Origin of the sequence: Nostoc sp., from assembly GCF_036917815.1 — a bacterium.
GTDB lineage: Bacteria > Cyanobacteriota > Cyanobacteriia > Cyanobacteriales > Nostocaceae > Nostoc.
The window spans coordinates 40,463-55,306 of sequence record NZ_JBALEK010000069.1 but is presented as its reverse complement, the minus strand read 5'-3'; the positions used below and the strand labels follow the sequence as shown (position 1 = coordinate 55,306).

At 41.8% G+C, this 14,844-nt stretch carries 15 protein-coding genes; 6 read left to right on the top strand and 9 right to left on the bottom strand.

The genetic code is table 11. From position 1 onward, the window contains the following. Positions 1-356: 356 nt before the first annotated feature. From V7K97_RS22310 to V7K97_RS22300, 3 genes are read right to left on the bottom strand one after another with little or no spacing between them, the layout of a single operon-like run. The gene (locus tag V7K97_RS22310) at positions 357-1,838 is read right to left on the bottom strand and encodes a DUF1802 family protein (protein ID WP_334803170.1); all 1,482 of its coding nucleotides are present in this window, start codon (positions 1,836-1,838) and stop codon (positions 357-359) included. A 1-nt stretch (position 1,839) separates the two neighbouring features. Next, a complete protein-coding gene (locus V7K97_RS22305; RefSeq protein ID WP_334803169.1) occupies positions 1,840-3,672 on the bottom strand; it encodes a hypothetical protein in 1,833 nt (610 codons plus the stop codon). A 20-nt stretch (positions 3,673-3,692) separates the two neighbouring features. Then, positions 3,693-4,346, bottom strand: coding sequence for a hypothetical protein (locus V7K97_RS22300; protein WP_334803168.1), 654 nt, complete (start codon positions 4,344-4,346; stop codon positions 3,693-3,695). Between the two features lie 489 nt (positions 4,347-4,835). Between V7K97_RS22300 and V7K97_RS22295 the strand changes: the two genes are divergently transcribed. Further along, positions 4,836-5,333, top strand: coding sequence for a hypothetical protein (locus tag V7K97_RS22295; RefSeq protein ID WP_334803167.1), 498 nt, complete (start codon positions 4,836-4,838; stop codon positions 5,331-5,333). Positions 5,334-5,428: 95 nt separating this feature from the next. Continuing rightward, on the top strand, positions 5,429-5,761 hold the full coding sequence (locus V7K97_RS22290) for a translation initiation factor (RefSeq protein WP_334803166.1): 333 nt from the start codon (positions 5,429-5,431) through the stop codon (positions 5,759-5,761). 1,123 nt (positions 5,762-6,884) lie between these two features. Here the strand turns inward: V7K97_RS22290 and V7K97_RS22285 are convergent. The 5 genes from V7K97_RS22285 to V7K97_RS22265 form a co-directional block, all read right to left on the bottom strand. Beyond that, positions 6,885-7,100 carry an NAD(P)H-quinone oxidoreductase subunit O gene (locus V7K97_RS22285; RefSeq protein WP_229550829.1) on the bottom strand — a complete coding sequence of 72 codons (216 nt, stop codon included), beginning with the start codon at positions 7,098-7,100 and terminating at the stop codon, positions 6,885-6,887. A 95-nt stretch (positions 7,101-7,195) separates the two neighbouring features. After that, a complete protein-coding gene (locus V7K97_RS22280) occupies positions 7,196-7,480 on the bottom strand; it encodes a hypothetical protein (RefSeq protein ID WP_334803165.1) in 285 nt (94 codons plus the stop codon). Between the two features lie 479 nt (positions 7,481-7,959). Continuing rightward, positions 7,960-8,841 carry a DNA-formamidopyrimidine glycosylase gene (locus tag V7K97_RS22275; RefSeq protein ID WP_334803164.1) on the bottom strand — a complete coding sequence of 294 codons (882 nt, stop codon included), beginning with the start codon at positions 8,839-8,841 and terminating at the stop codon, positions 7,960-7,962. Positions 8,842-9,084: 243 nt separating this feature from the next. Continuing rightward, a complete protein-coding gene (locus V7K97_RS22270) occupies positions 9,085-9,300 on the bottom strand; it encodes a photosystem I reaction center subunit IV (protein ID WP_094349537.1) in 216 nt (71 codons plus the stop codon). A 266-nt stretch (positions 9,301-9,566) separates the two neighbouring features. Further along, positions 9,567-10,151: a PAP/fibrillin family protein gene (locus V7K97_RS22265; RefSeq protein WP_334803163.1), complete on the bottom strand. Its 585-nt coding sequence runs from the start codon at positions 10,149-10,151 to the stop codon at positions 9,567-9,569. A gap of 243 nt (positions 10,152-10,394) precedes the next feature. On the opposite strand from V7K97_RS22265, the gene V7K97_RS22260 reads away from it, so the two are divergent. The 4 genes from V7K97_RS22260 to V7K97_RS22245 all read left to right on the top strand — a co-directional run bounded on the left by V7K97_RS22260 (position 10,395) and on the right by V7K97_RS22245 (position 14,572). Beyond that, positions 10,395-10,634 carry a DUF3134 domain-containing protein gene (locus V7K97_RS22260; RefSeq protein WP_334803162.1) on the top strand — a complete coding sequence of 80 codons (240 nt, stop codon included), beginning with the start codon at positions 10,395-10,397 and terminating at the stop codon, positions 10,632-10,634. Positions 10,635-10,713: 79 nt separating this feature from the next. Further along, positions 10,714-11,805: a phospho-N-acetylmuramoyl-pentapeptide-transferase gene (gene mraY / locus V7K97_RS22255; RefSeq protein WP_334803161.1), complete on the top strand. Its 1,092-nt coding sequence runs from the start codon at positions 10,714-10,716 to the stop codon at positions 11,803-11,805. Between the two features lie 653 nt (positions 11,806-12,458). Then, positions 12,459-13,430 carry a CobW family GTP-binding protein gene (locus V7K97_RS22250; protein WP_334803160.1) on the top strand — a complete coding sequence of 324 codons (972 nt, stop codon included), beginning with the start codon at positions 12,459-12,461 and terminating at the stop codon, positions 13,428-13,430. 80 nt (positions 13,431-13,510) lie between these two features. After that, positions 13,511-14,572 (top strand): WD40 repeat domain-containing protein, encoded by a 1,062-nt coding sequence (locus V7K97_RS22245; RefSeq protein WP_334803159.1) that lies wholly within the window; start codon positions 13,511-13,513, stop codon positions 14,570-14,572. A 132-nt stretch (positions 14,573-14,704) separates the two neighbouring features. Here V7K97_RS22245 and V7K97_RS22240 read toward each other — a convergent pair whose 3' ends face one another. Beyond that, complete coding sequence (locus V7K97_RS22240; protein WP_334803158.1) at positions 14,705-14,842, bottom strand: hypothetical protein; 138 nt, start codon at positions 14,840-14,842, stop codon at positions 14,705-14,707. Positions 14,843-14,844: the final 2 nt, after the last annotated feature.

Below are 14,844 nucleotides of genomic sequence, written 5' to 3'. Positions count from 1 at the left end.
AAGAGTATCAACCAGAAAATTTAGTGAGTTGGTAATCGAAAAATTACTGTTTCAATCGGTAAATTTAAGTGCGATCGCCTGGTTTTTGACCCAACCCAATTAGAGTGTTTAAAAACCTGATTTTTTTGACTGATACGCTTGTAAATTAAGGTCTTTTAGGGAATGAATCAGCCCTGGGGGTTAGGGGGGATCAGCGAGTGCCTAAAATCACACCTAACTACTTTTCAAACAACCTCTAAGAAAAGAGATATATTATATAGCGGTTCTCGGTTGAGTGAGGTACAAGAACCCCACCCCCGCAAGCGAGGAGGGGGCTTAAGATGTACCTCACTAGATTGAGAAACGCTATATTATCTTTAGTTAATAGGTAAATCGCGGAGAAAGTAAAAGCGATCGCTATTCCAATTACTGCCTTTTATTCGTCCTAAATAGCCTGTTAAAGGTGAGGAAAGTTCAATCAGTAAATCGTGAACTACTTCATCATTTAGCCGGGGATTATGAGTAACATTGTAATGAACACGAATTTCTATAACTGTGAAACTCGGATGTGTAGCTTTTAAAGTTTCGTTGTCTTGTTCAGAGAGTTCTTTGACTGCTGTGATCATCTGCGATCGCAGGCTCATCTCTGTATAAACTTGGTCAATATATTTTTCTACTTCCTCATCAGATTGACCTGCTTTTAAATATTCTTTTAGCTTAAATAAGTCTACTGAGTTGCGATGGTTGCTTTGTAACTTGACTAATTTCTGAAGCGTTTCTGGTTTAATGATAGCCATACCTTGTATTTTTGCAGCGTCTTGTAGTTGGGTTGTTGGTTCACCAGGGCCAATAATTAATTTAGCAGCCTGATTAAAAAGGTCTGGTCGGCGTAGCATTCCCAAATTCAATAGTTGCACTGCGGTAGGATTGGGAATTTTTTTACCTGCTTTACACTCACCAAAAAGTGGATATGGTTTAGAACAAAATAAATCTAAACCACCAGCACCGCCTTTGTGAGCATAGTCAATCGTAAATCCCAGAAGTTCTAGGCTATCACGCACTACATTTTCAAAATCTGTACCAGCTTGATAATTAGTTTTTTCCTCATCTTCTTCTTTGCTCCGATTACCCAATGATGCGATATCATTTATCCAGTCCCGATTTTGATCTAGTTTTTCGTTAGATGCTTCACTAGTCCATCCCAAAAAATTTTTAATGTCGTAATTTAACTGTTGAGCATCTGTATTGTTTTGTGCCATCTGCTCACATTGAAACTGCAAACTTTCTATATCTGTATATGGATACAATTTCCCTGTCAACAATAAGGTTTTACGCCTAATAAAACTAGCATTAGAAACTATCGGGGTATCATTTTTACTTGCATTATTTATTAAGTCTTCAGCTTTATTCCAGTAAAATGCACTAGGATAAACTGGTGTGTTAACTACAGATAAAGTAGACAAATGATAAACTCGCAATATCAATAATTTCAGAACTTGATACTGTTCAAAAATATGTTCCAAAGCACTCAATTGCCAAATTGTGGCTTCTGCAATTTTAGGTAAAAGCTGCTTTTGATCAGGATTAATATGCCAGTGAAGTTCACAACGCGCCCAAGCTTTAATATGAATAGGATATGTTGTATGTTGAACTGAACAAATTTTAGCTTTTGCTAAATATTCAGGCTGATAATATTGTTCTAGGCTGAGATTATACGGTAGCTTTTGACCTGGATATAGCCAGAATACTTTGCCTTCTTTTTGAAATTGATTGAAAGGTACTACAATTAACTTGCCTCTAGTCAACATTTCTACGTCAAAAGCTGGAATTTGAATTCCATTAATTATGGAAATACTCATATTACACTGGCGCACTTAGGATTTCACAAATGAGTAGGTTATTAGCAACTAGTCTTAAGTCTTTAACAAAATTAGTTACTTCTTCTTTATCAAAACCGTAGTTTTCAGCTTGATCGTAAATTGTTTCAATTACTACTAAAGGTTTAATTTCATTCTTCTTCAAAACAACTACTTCGCCTCCTTGTTGCTTTTTAAGCTGGTCTTTCAATTGGTTTCCAACTCTCCAATTTTTCGGTACAGAAGTAGAACGGACTAGACATCCACGAGTAATATCGTGTTTTTTATAGTCTAGCAACCTTGCCATTACTGCATTAAATGTTTTGCCATTTGTTGCTTCAGATACTCTAATCCCAATTTTGATATTGCGCTGATGTAAAGAGTCATATCCAGAAACAGTTAAATGCAAATCATGTGATGCGTCAGAAATTTTATCAACTTTAGTAATCACTACGTTTTCTGTCCCTCCATCAGGAATCATTTTCATAGCACAGCTGATGATTGCTGCCAATTTATCATCATCTTTGATTGGGATATCAATTTGGTTACTCAGCAATTCGTTATATTTTTCCAAAAAATCTTTCTTTTTTTTATCTTCCAGAGTTCCTGGTGGATCAGGTTTATCTGGAGGGATCACACCCTTTTCAAACTCTTCTGCACACCATTTCATCAGGGAACGTACACCAGCGGATTGATTCGCAACATTCCTTATTTTATTTTCATTAAAAGGATATAAATTAGGATAGTCAAGAGAATTAAGATTGTTGTTCTTATAGAACCAATCTAACCGGAGTTTGACAAGCTCTATTATCTGTTCCGCAGTCGGTGGTTTGGCGGTAACTGACCTTTGACCAACCCGATCTGGAATACCGCTTCCCATCTGCTCGATTTCTCTCCATGTATCGCTGATAACGCAACAGATGAGAATCACATTACTGCATTGAAAGTAAATTTTATCAATGCATTTAGCGATAATTTGAGATCCACTGTCTCCAGAGTCACTATCATTTCCAGCATAATCTATTTGATCAAAGCAAATCAACACAGGTAATAATGCTATTTCAGCTAGTTTACATATCTGCTGAATAATCCAGATAGATTTATCTTCTTGTTGATCAATCAGAAATTCGGGTAAGCCTAGTTTTTTTATTTCAGGATGATCTTCACCTTTAATCCATGCGAAGGCAATTTGAGCAGATTTCACACTTTTCAAGAGTAAAAATAGTAGCGCCCTCAAAAAATCGGAGTCAATTCCAGGTTGATTTTCTAATATTGCTTCAACCAATTCATCGAAGAAGCTTAGTAGTGTATCTTTATTTTGACTTGCAATAATATACTTTTTCAGTTCATTAGGAGAATCACATCTTTGAATGTATTGACTATATTTATCCTTGAATTCAGATTCTTCTAAACTTTTAATTGCTGCTGCGGCAAGTTTCTGCCATTGGGTAACACCTTGAATGTCTTGATGGTTAAAGCTATCTGCTAAATAAAAGCGTACATGAGAATTGATGCGTTTAGGATTAGTACAAGGACCGATATAAGCAAAGACAGATCCTCCTTCTTGTGCAATGTTTTTCCATATCCGATGAATGACATGGCTTTTTCCAGTCCCTCTATCACCTTTGACAGCAATACCAATCTTGTTTGAATATTTTTTGCGAATCTCAAAGATTGCATCAGATATCCTTTCGTCAATATGTTGATTCAAGCTGGGTAAATCAGTCATAACCTCACCCCAAACCTCATCAGATGATATGACTGATTTCAGCGTGAAAGGATTAGGACATTGCTTGCGTGCTTCGTCAAATATTCTATACAAATCTGTAGTTGACATGATTATTTTCTACCTTGTTCTTAAGATGGTTTACTAGCGAAAAACAGAAGACCTCGAATATCACTGTTGATTGAGTTTCTCTTCTGTTCTTCTGTGGCTCCGCGAGCTTCTCCACTCTGGAGATAAAACAACTGCTCACTCTGCATAGCCATCATCCAGTTGTTGAAGTTGTCAAGGCTTACTCGCTTCCCTAGTGTCTGACGCAAATGCCATATCGGCACAAGACCGCTGTAGCTGCTGGTAGTGTTTAGCGTATCAAACAAGTCAAGAATCTCTGGTTTAAACTCGTCATAAGATGCGATCGCACTTTTCCCATTAACCAGTACATCTGCACCAGCCACCGCCACATCAATCTGACTAATCCACCTCACCAACGCATTCGCCGCCCAAGTACCAACAATTGTCCCTTCAAACTTAAAATCGCCACTTCTCAAACCCTCACCCAATACCTCTAACCCCTTACCAGATGTCAAAGAATATCCCTTTTTGGAGATTGCGATCGCACCCTGATTCTGTAATTCCTCGAATATGCCCTGATAATCTGCTACCTTCTGGCCTTTGGATATAATTCGGTCATGAAGTTGACGTTTGTTCACTTCCTGCTGCGTTCCTCCCAAATTCCACAAAGCCAAAAGGAGACGAGTTCTAGTTTGGGCTGTATTTTGTGATGTCATATTGAGTGTACTTTTTGGCAAATATCATCATAGTAACTGTATCTTTTTAAATTATTTACGCAGAAAAAATAACCGAGAAATTGCTGAACATTTCCGCGTTTGGGCTAAATTGACGTGAGTTAAACGAACCTCTCCCTACCTAAAATTCAAGTCTTTCCCTCTCCGACTCGGAGAGAGACGGTTTTACGTAGTAAAACCAGGGAGAGGTCTTTTTTATTTAGACGGACAGTAACTATATAAGCCGTCGAAATCAAGTTAAATTGATTCATCAAAAATCAACAATATATTTCCTTGGGATGAATGCAGTTTCTCTCAAAGGCAGGATGAAATACTTGAGAAAATAGATGATTATGACAGAGAAACGCTGTAGCCGTGCAGTTGTAAATTGAGTGGTAGATGTTTTTTCAATTCCCAGCGAAATAACAGGAATTCCAACTTTGTTTTTGCAACAGCTAGGCTTTTAGCAAATACAGGTGATGATGAAATCCAATGAACACAACAATATATAAAGAACGTAAAATAGTTTCGCGTCTATTTGCAGTGCTGCTTTCGGGATTGCTAATGGTACCCTTACTAAGTAGCTGTGGAGGCGGTTCCCGAAATGCTTCAACACCACCACCTGTTGATGATAGTGTTGGTAGAACAGTGAGCGATCGCAACTCTATAAACCAACCCGAAGCTAAGAAGGGCTTGTCTACAGGGCAGAAAGTGGCGATTTTGGCCGGAGCTGCGGGACTTTATTACCTCTACAACAAGCATAAAAATGCTTCACAAGAAGGAGCAGAAGGCAAGTACTATCTTTCCAAGAATGGGCGTGTATACTACCGTGACGCTGAAAAACGCGCCCACTGGGTAACTCCACCAAAAGAAGGAATTCGAGTGCCGGAATCTGAGGCGCAAAAGTATCAACAATTCCAAGGCTATAACGGGAGTACCACAGGTCGCGATCTCACTGGTATAACTTCAGAGTCAGCTCCGGCACTCTAGATCAGCGAAGCGTGTGTAAATAAGAAAGCGGGTTTCCCGGAGGATAACGCCAATCGCGCACGTCGGAAACACGAACTTAAATCAGGAGACAGATTATGGTAGATGAATTTTTCCGAAAGGCGAAAGATTTACTTTTGGGGTCGAACAGCGATCAAGCTGATCAAGATGCCGAATTGCGCGATCGCAATGTACGTCCAGCCAGCGAAGATCCATACGGTGATCCCGCAGATCCAGCATCTTACGGCAACGTCAGCCCAGCTAGTGAAGACCCCTACGGCGACCCCGCAGATATCGCGTCTTACGGCAACGTTCGCCCAGCTAGTGAAGACCCTTACGGCGACCCCGCAGACCAAGGGGAGTTTGGTAACGTCCGCCCAGCTAGCGAAGACCCCTACGGCGACCCCGCCGATCAAGATTCCCGTCGCTAATACGAAGCTGGTATTTTGTCAAGCCAGTTTTGAAGGTTTGTAGTAAACACTTAAGTGCTTATAGCGGTTCTCGTTCACGTGAGGTACACCCGTAGGTAGCATCCCAATGAGAGCTTAAATCTTTTCCCTCACCCCCAGCCCCTCTCCCATCTTTGGGAGAGGGGAGACATAATTCTATTTCCCCTTCTCCCAAAGATGGGAGAAGGGGTTAGGGGATGAGGGCTATCAAGGTTTTTGCACATTTGGGATGCTCCCCACCCGTAGGGGCAATTCATGAATTGCCCCTACACCTTGCGATATAATTTTGTACCGCATCTGAGTGGGAACCGCTATATAAATAAAGGACTAAAGTCCTTACTACGAACTTGCTTACCTAATACTGCTCGGTTAAGAATATTTGTAGGTTGGGTTGAGGAACGAAACCCAACCTATACATTTCTATTTTTTAGTCAAAACCTACGCAGTATTGCTTGTTTACCCATCAACTTAAACTTGACAAAAAACTAAATCTCTCTCCTTCTAGGCTACGGTGTACACACAAGTCGAATTACTTATTACTTCCAAATTAAAGACAGTTGGAGTCGGGGATTTAAACCCCAACTCAACTGATACTACGTGTAATGGTTGGGGTCTTAAACCCTTGAATTTACGATAAATTGGGGGACTTTGATTCTTTTCCCCCCCTTTTTTAAGGCAGGGCTGTTTCATTCGTTCAGATCAGAATTTTGTCAAGAGTATCAACCAGAAAATTTAGTGAGTTGGTAATCGAAAAATTACTGTTTCAATCGGTAAATTTAAGTGCGATCGCCTGGTTTTTGACCCAATTAGAGTGTTTAAAAACCTGATTTTTTTGACTGATACGCTTGTAAATTAAGGTCTTTTAGGGAATGAATCAGCCCTGCTTTTTTAAGGGGGGTTAGGGGGGATCAAAACGTTGTGGGGCTAGGTTATAAGACTTGTGTGTACACCGTAGCCTTTATAAGGGGAGGGTTAGGGTGGGGTAAAACCTAGCTTAATCAGCTATTTCAGACTTTTGTGAACCGCAGCCTTGTAGGAGAGAGGTTTTGAATTTTCCCCTTCCCGATGCCGGAAGGGGGTTAAGTTTTGCGTGGGCTTTTCTAGATTATTTAAACTCTTCAAGTTGATCCACACGTAACCAAATATTAGGTGTTGGCACTTTCCCGAACTTAATCAGGGCGTAATCACCTTTGACATCTACAATTTCGCCCTTGGTTTCAAACAAATAAGAAGGAAAGCGAGTATCACTGGCTTTTGCCTCCAGACTGTTTTCTAGCTTCTCGCGGACAGCGCGAACCATATCTCCTTTTTTGACTGCCATCAGTTCCTCTCTCAAATTTGTAACTTCTTTCATCTGCATTTTAAGAGAGCTTGACTAAATAGCCAAATACTTTTCTTGCATTTACTCATAGTTCTTCAGTGTGAGGATATTGACAGAGTTGTAACTTTCTGATAATTTTTCTTGAGTGCCGAAAACCAAGGCCAAAAATTATCTGGTTTGTAAACCACAGTCGCTTTCATTACTAGCCAGCCTGTCAAAAGGTCGAACGGGATGCCACGATTCGTTAAATATGTGAAAAATAATGGTTGAAAAACGGCTAAAAGCTTCAAAACAATAATTGACAGCCCAAAAAAATCGGCTCGGCTAGAGCCGAATTTACGCTTGGGGACTTTTGGAGCCGACTCTCTTGGTTGAAGCAAGAAGCAGACCCTCTAGAAATTACTTCTAGTTGAATGGCGAAGCTTAGATAAGTTTAGCCAAGTTTTGTATAGCAGTTCCGAGTTATAAGTAAAAACTCCTAACGTACAGACGCGATTAAGGGAACTCCAAGAAATAAATTATCCAATATTATGGGGTGGGCAACATAAGCGCCCTATGGACTGGGCGGGCGAGACGCCATTGGTGTCAAGTTAACTTAGAAGTCAGGTAAGAGAGAGGGTTCCAGAGTTGCCCTCATCCCCTAACCCCTTCTCCCAACATGGGATAAGGGGAACTAGAGAATTTGTTTGTTCCCCTCTCCCATTTTGGGGAGAGGGGCTGGGGTGAGGGCAAAACTCATACAGTCAGAAGATTTCAGCTTAAGTTGACACCAATGGCGAGACGCCCACCCCACAAGAATTAATTGGATATTTTTTTATTTGGAAGTCCCTAATCGCCTCTCTCCAAAGTACAGACGCGATTAATCGTGTCTCTCCAAACTCCTAACTCCCCCTAGCGTTTGACACTGGGAGCAAAAATGACTAGATCGCCCAGCTAACCTAAGCCGTTGAATTGCTGTGCCACAGACTCGACAGGGTTCTCCAGCGCGGTTATAAACCCAGGCAACACCACCATAGTTGCCGTTAGTACCTTGAACATTTAGGAAATTACTAAATGTTGTACCACCAGCCTCAATGCTCGTTTCTAACACTTGAATTATGGCTGTTCGCAAACGTTGAATTTGCTGTAGCTGCAAATCTATACACAAGGTTTCAGGTAAAATTCCACTCTTAAACAACGCTTCATCGGCATAAATGTTACCTAATCCCGCCACCACCGATTGATCTAGTAGCGCAGTCTTAATCGGGCGACGGCGGTTTTGGAGTTTCCTTGCTAGATACTCAACAGTGAATTCGGGTGAAAATGGTTCTGCTGCCAGTTTTGCCAAACCAGTGATAATACTTTCTACCGCAACACCAGGCGGAACCCACCACATTTTACCGAAGGTACGCTGATCTACAAAGCGTAATTCCTGGTGTTCCCCAAAGAATAATCTGACCCGCGTATGCTTGTGTAATGGTTCATCTCGATCCAACCATAGTAATTGACCAGTCATTCGCAGATGAACCCCTAGCCAACTGCTTGAGGGAAGGGAAGATGAGGAGAGTTCGGCCAGGAGATATTTACCGCGACGATGCCAAGTAGCGATCGCATTCTGTTTAATTCCATCAACAAATTCACCTACAGAAAACGGGTAGGCGATGGTGCGATCGAGCAACACATCTCCCCCCGTGATTTCTTGGTTGAGGGTCAATTGATTTAGACCCCTTCGGACTGTTTCAACTTCAGGCAGTTCAGGCATTCAAACAGATTAAGCAAGCAATATTGATGTACTTGGGGGGTCAAGAAAGAAGAGATTGGGTAGTAACTTACACAGCCGTATATAGCTACTATTACTACCCTAGAGAAACCGTAAATACCCGCAGGGCGGCTCTCGTAGATTAGGGTAGTCTAGGATGAAGAACGAATGAACTGAAATTTTCAGACTTCAGACTTCAGACTACCCTTCATCATCGCATCAAATAAGCCCCTTGTAGCTTTGCTGCTATTTTTTAGGTGCTTTAGCCTTTGGTGCTTCAACCTCGACTAATTCATCCTGGGCAAAGTTGTTGGTATTGATACCAGAGTAATTGACCTTTTCAAAGCGGACAATTACAGGGTATTTGATGCCGCTTTGGTCAATAGAAGCCACAGTTCCTAAATCCTGAAACCAGTAGGATTCAGGGCGGAGAATACGTACTTTAGAACCACGTTGAACCATGATTATTTTCCCTTTTAGTTATCAATTGCCAATCTAGAGGGCTAATTGATTTCACTCTACAACCTCAAGGTTGCAACAAGAGTCTTTGTTAAGTTATTTGTCTGAATTGGACATGGGGCATGGGGACTGGGGATTAAATATTAGTTATTTTTTCTCCCTCATCTCCCCCACTCCCCACTCCCCAAATTTAAAACGGTATTATAACCTACTTGACAAGGTACACGTTATAGCTTACCTTCGTTCGCAAACAGTTATTTTGTACAAGCTTATGTTTTAGTTAAGACAAACACACTTCCCTCGTTACCTCTGCCGATCCGCAGATCGTTATCTATATAAGTGATATCTAACCAGCCTTGCTGTTTGTCACTATTTATGGCAACATCAATTCCGGGAAATTTTCTCCCTGCTTCAATTTGTTGGATAAAAGTTACCGGAGAATTGTATTCTATTAAACGTTGTAAGCCAATAATATACCGCTCAAATTTCACTTGGACACGCCGACCGGAAACTGGCTCAAATTTAGCAGCAATGCTGACTAATCCTGACAAATAAGGTAAGCCATAAATCTCAGCTATGTTGTAAATACTGGTAGTCTCTACCCGGATACACTGATAGATTTGACCGAGTTTGCACAAAGGTAGACGATCTAAGTTTAAAAGAGCCTTGCTAGTGGTGTATAGTAATCGCCAATTGCCATCTAGCAAATTACTAGCTTCCACGGGACGGGGTGTAGGATTAAAGTCTTCTAAATTGGCGATCGCTGCGAGGATAGCCTGTTTCTGTCCTTCAGTCGCCAGTAGACCGCGATTAGTAAGTGCGATCGCATCGATAAGAGCCGCTTTTCCCATCATCGCCTGTCACCTCAAAAATCACTCATCTTCCATCAGCATAAACAAGATATTCATGAGATATATGTAGAGCCATAAAAATAACTAAGAATCGCTTGACCTAAGCCTTATGCCCATTAAATAAAAAATTTCTATCTCAATGCGGATTTGTCAACCAAAGGGTTGAAAAGATAACTAAATAAATCCGTGTCAAGTGATAGACTCTAAATGTCAACTTACCTAAACCTTTTCTTGTCCTGACTTGATATGTTGAACTCTCCATTACGTGAAGAACCTCGTAACCAACGAGCCGATGTCATCCCCCTAAAGCCAGAGTCCTCTTTGTTGGACTGGTTGCAAAGCAGCGATCGCATCATATCGCGTGACGTTCACGAACCGGATTTTCAAGATAACGAAGAAGGAATAGACTCTTTAATGGGTGTAGAAGATGGAATTGGCTACGACCTCGATGATGATGAGGATGATATAGAAATCGCTGAGAATTAGCCTTTTCAAGCTAGGGAATTGGTAGTATCCCTAGTTCCTGGTATTCAGTTTTATAAGTGTGGAGTGAAGGGAAACTTTTGTGGACGCTAAATTATCTCCTGAGCAAGGATTAAATATTTCTGGAATCGCTCTAGCCTCTTTATTAGCCGTAGGGCTAGGTATAACAGCATTTTTCTTGGATTCCATGGCCAATCGGCTACCCTGGCAAAGTATGTCGCTAACCCTGCCACTACTGTTGTGTGCTATGGGTTCAGGTGCCGTGGGCTATTGGGTAATACCCTTACTTCAAGCACTCAAAACTGGACAAATCATTCGGGAAGATGGACCCCAAGCCCATTTAAAAAAGGCAGGCACCCCCACAATGGGAGGTATATTTTTTATACCTGTATCTGTGCTGCTTGCCTGTATATTGTCTAACTTTGCTAAAGATGTGCTTGCAGTTTCGGCTTTGACAATCAGCTATGGATTGGTTGGCTGGCTCGACGATTGGCAAATTCTGCGCCGTAAATCAAATAAAGGTATATCTCCCAAAACAAAACTGGCTTTGCAAGTGAGTTTTGCGGCAGTGTTTTGTTTCTGGCTGATGTTTAATCAACCTTCTAATATTACAAATATTGCTCTGCCTTGGGTGGGCTTCACACTACCATTAGGATTCCTATTTTGGCCTCTAGCAGGTTTTGTGCTAGTTGCAGAAAGTAATGCCACTAATTTAACAGATGGTATTGATGGCTTGGCAGCAGGAACAGTAGCGATCGCACTTTTGGCATTAGGTGCCCTGATCGCCCCGACAGCACCAGGGTTGATGGTTTTCTGTGCGGCTTTAAGTGGTGGTTGCTTAGGTTTCTTAGCCCATAATCGGAACCCAGCCCGCGTTTTCATGGGAGATACCGGTTCCCTGGCGTTGGGAGGAGCTTTAGCGGCTGTAGCATTATTGACAAACACCTTAGTAGCTCTGTTCATTCTCAGTGGTATCTTCTTCGTAGAAACCCTTTCGGTGATGGCACAGGTAAGTTATTACAAAGCCACCAAGGGACCCGATGGCAAAGGGAAGCGCCTCTTTAAAATGGCACCCTTACACCATCATTTAGAACTAACTGGTTGGTCAGAATTGCAAGTGGTGGGAGTATTTTATATAATCGCTGCTATATTGGCTACTATCTGTTTAGCGTAGGCGCAGCCCAACCCAGGTCTTACCCTGAGCCTGCGCCGTTCGCGGAGCGTCTCGTAGAGAAGGGCATCGCTCCATTCTGAATCTTTTAAAAAATTACTCGAATACAAAATGACAACTCCCACATCTTCAGGGAGTTGTTTTTTTATTTATTAGGCTTGGGTTAAGACTTGATCCTCCATCTGACTTTTCACGACATCTGGAAAACCTCGCTTCTATTTCTCTCTTCCTTTAAGGAGAGAGACTTTGAATTTTCCCCCTTCCCTAGGAGGGAAGGGGGTTAGGGGGTTAGGTTTTTGGTGGACTTTTCCACATAACGTGAAAAGTCAGATTTTTAGGTAGGGGCAATTCATGAATTGCCCCTGAGCGCGTGTAGTTTTGCGTAAGTCCTATAGGATTACTATTTGATTTTTGAACAACACGTAGGGTGTGTTATCGCCGAGAGTACGGCACCATTTTCAAGGGTTTGGTGCGTTAGACTAAAGTCATAACGCACCCGACAAATACTTAATTTTTTTCAGAAATCAAACCGGATTCCTATATATGTGATTATTTTGCTGAAAACCAAAATAACAGCAAGTTCGCACAAAAATATGAAAAGATTTATGATATGTGATAATGATTATCCACAAGGTGAGACAAGGGGAATTTAGAGTATGGTAGCTGACGTAATCAATAATTCAGTTCCCGTTACTGTTCTTACAGGTTATTTGGGAGCAGGTAAAACGACTCTACTCAATCACATCCTCACCTACGAACACGGTAAAAAAGTTGCTGTGATTGTTAATGAATTTGGGGAAGTGGGTATTGATAATCAATTGATTATCGATGCCGATGAAGAAATTTTTGAAATGAACAACGGCTGTATCTGTTGTACAGTGCGCGGCGACTTAATTCGCATCATTGGCAATTTGATGAAGCGGCGTGATAAATTTGACCATATAGTAATTGAAACCACTGGACTAGCCGATCCAGCACCAGTGATTCAGACATTTTTTGTTGATGAAGATTTGCAAAGCCAACTGTCTCTAGATGCAGTGGTGACAGTCGTAGATGCCAAGCATATTTGGCAGCATTGGGATGCAGACGAAGCCCAAGAACAGATTGCCTTTGCCGATGTGATTTTACTTAATAAAACAGATTTGGTAGCGCCAGAAGAGTTGGATGAATTAGAAAAACGGATTCGGGCGATGAATGCGATGGCCAAAATCTACCGTACCCAGAATTCTGAACTAGGAATAGATGCTTTATTAGGTGTAAAAGCCTTTGATTTAGACCGCGCATTAGAAATTGATCCAGATTTCTTAGGCGAAGATGCCCACGTACACGATGAAAGTGTTTTTTCAGTGGCTTTGGTAGAAGCAGGTGCAGTAGATGGAGAAAAATTAAACACTTGGCTTTCCGAGTTACTGCGTACCCAAGGGACAGATATATTTCGGATGAAAGGCATTTTAAATATTGCTGGAGAAGATAATCGATTTGTGTTTCAAGGAGTACATATGATATTTGATGGGAAACCCGATCGCCCTTGGAAACCAAGCGAAACCCCCAAAAACGAACTAGTTTTTATCGGTCGCAACCTTGATGCAGCCCAACTCAAGCAAGATTTTCTCGCTTGTCTAGCTTAAATAGGGAGTGGGGAGTAGGGAGTAGGGAATTTCCCATCCCCTATTCCCCATTCCCCATTCCCCACTCCCCCTCTACAAATATGAACACCACAACCAGCAAATCTAAGGAATTTGAACAAAATTATTCGGGGACACTTTCAGATTATGTAACTGCGATCGCCTGGTCGCCACAAGGTCAAACTTTAGCAGCAACTTCTGCCGCCGGTGAAGTAGTTCTGTGGAATGATGGCGAACTCACAACCTTACAAACTGCTAACGGTAAATCAGTAGACTGTCTGGCCTTTTCACCCGATGGAAAATTTTTAGCCGTTGGCGGACAAGATGGACAGGTGAAAATTTGGCGCGACACCGAATTAATCGCCACCTTGTCAAATGCTCCCGCATGGGTTGACAAGCTAGCTTGGAGTTATACCAGTAACCAACTGGCTTTTAGTTTGGGGCGTTACGTCCAAGTCTGGGATGCAGATACTCAGGAAATTGTCGTGACGCTGAATTTCGACAACTCTTCAGTATTGGGTATAGATTGGCGCATTGACGGGCAATATTTAGCCATTAGTGGTTATAAAGGAGTCAAGATTTGGCATAGTCAAAACTGGGATGAAGAACCATACAGCTTAGAGATGACTACTGTCAGTTTAGCGATGGCTTGGTCGCCCGATGGTAAATTCCTGGCTTCTGGCAATATGGATCGCAGTGTCAGCGTTTTGGAATGGAATAACCCCGACCCTTGGGTAATGCGTGGCTTCCCTGGTAAAATTCGCCAATTGGCATGGTCAGAAGCTATTACCAAAGTGGGTGCGCCAATACTGGCATCTTCTAGCGTTGAAGGTATTGTGGTGTGGGAAAAGCTAGAGGATGATTCCTTGGGTTGGGAAGCGCGAGTATTAACTAATCATGTGGGTGTGATCAATGCGATCGCCTTTGCACCCAAAAGCTTCCTGCTCGCTTCTGCTGCTACTGACGGCTGGTTATGTTTGTGGAACAAAGCCAAGGAAGTATCCCAAATTATCACAGGTGTCTCAGCAGGATTTTCTAGCCTAGCTTGGCATCCCGAAGGCAAGTTACTGGCCGCAGGCGGTGAGCAGGGCGAATTACTTGTATGGTCAAAGGTTTTGCGGGGTCAAGGATTCGGGCGTAGTTAAGCAATATCAGTATTAAAGTAAAAGGGCGGTTAGAAACCGCGTCTACACAAGCAAAACCCAGCGACCTGGGTTAAAAAACCTTAATTTTATCTTAGTCCGCGCAGGCGGACTTCATTTGTATAGCCGCGAATTCTATTGTCCTGGCTTCTTGGCGATCGCAATTTGTACCCAAGCTGTTAAGCTCTTGTTAAAAGAGCTAGTCTGGGGATTAGAAAACTTGCTAGAGTGAACAGAGTTAGCCTTAATGTCTAATCGCCAAAACCTATACATCT

Excerpts from the sequence above, each read along its gene's own strand:
- V7K97_RS22240 (WP_334803158.1), bottom strand. The coding sequence starts at position 14,842 with ATGTATAGGTTTTGGCGATTAGACATTAAGGCTAACTCTGTTCACTCT.
- V7K97_RS22245 (WP_334803159.1), top strand. The coding sequence starts at position 13,511 with ATGAACACCACAACCAGCAAATCTAAGGAATTTGAACAAAATTATTCG.
- V7K97_RS22275 (WP_334803164.1), bottom strand. The coding sequence starts at position 8,841 with ATGCCTGAACTGCCTGAAGTTGAAACAGTCCGAAGGGGTCTAAATCAA.
- V7K97_RS22300 (WP_334803168.1), bottom strand. The coding sequence starts at position 4,346 with ATGACATCACAAAATACAGCCCAAACTAGAACTCGTCTCCTTTTGGCT.
- V7K97_RS22260 (WP_334803162.1), top strand. The coding sequence starts at position 10,395 with ATGTTGAACTCTCCATTACGTGAAGAACCTCGTAACCAACGAGCCGAT.
- V7K97_RS22305 (WP_334803169.1), bottom strand. The coding sequence starts at position 3,672 with ATGTCAACTACAGATTTGTATAGAATATTTGACGAAGCACGCAAGCAA.
- V7K97_RS22265 (WP_334803163.1), bottom strand. The coding sequence starts at position 10,151 with ATGATGGGAAAAGCGGCTCTTATCGATGCGATCGCACTTACTAATCGC.
- V7K97_RS22285 (WP_229550829.1), bottom strand. The coding sequence starts at position 7,100 with ATGGCAGTCAAAAAAGGAGATATGGTTCGCGCTGTCCGCGAGAAGCTA.
- V7K97_RS22310 (WP_334803170.1), bottom strand. The coding sequence starts at position 1,838 with ATGAGTATTTCCATAATTAATGGAATTCAAATTCCAGCTTTTGACGTA.
- V7K97_RS22270 (WP_094349537.1), bottom strand. The coding sequence starts at position 9,300 with ATGGTTCAACGTGGTTCTAAAGTACGTATTCTCCGCCCTGAATCCTAC.
- V7K97_RS22250 (WP_334803160.1), top strand. The coding sequence starts at position 12,459 with ATGGTAGCTGACGTAATCAATAATTCAGTTCCCGTTACTGTTCTTACA.
- V7K97_RS22290 (WP_334803166.1), top strand. The coding sequence starts at position 5,429 with ATGGTAGATGAATTTTTCCGAAAGGCGAAAGATTTACTTTTGGGGTCG.
- V7K97_RS22295 (WP_334803167.1), top strand. The coding sequence starts at position 4,836 with ATGAACACAACAATATATAAAGAACGTAAAATAGTTTCGCGTCTATTT.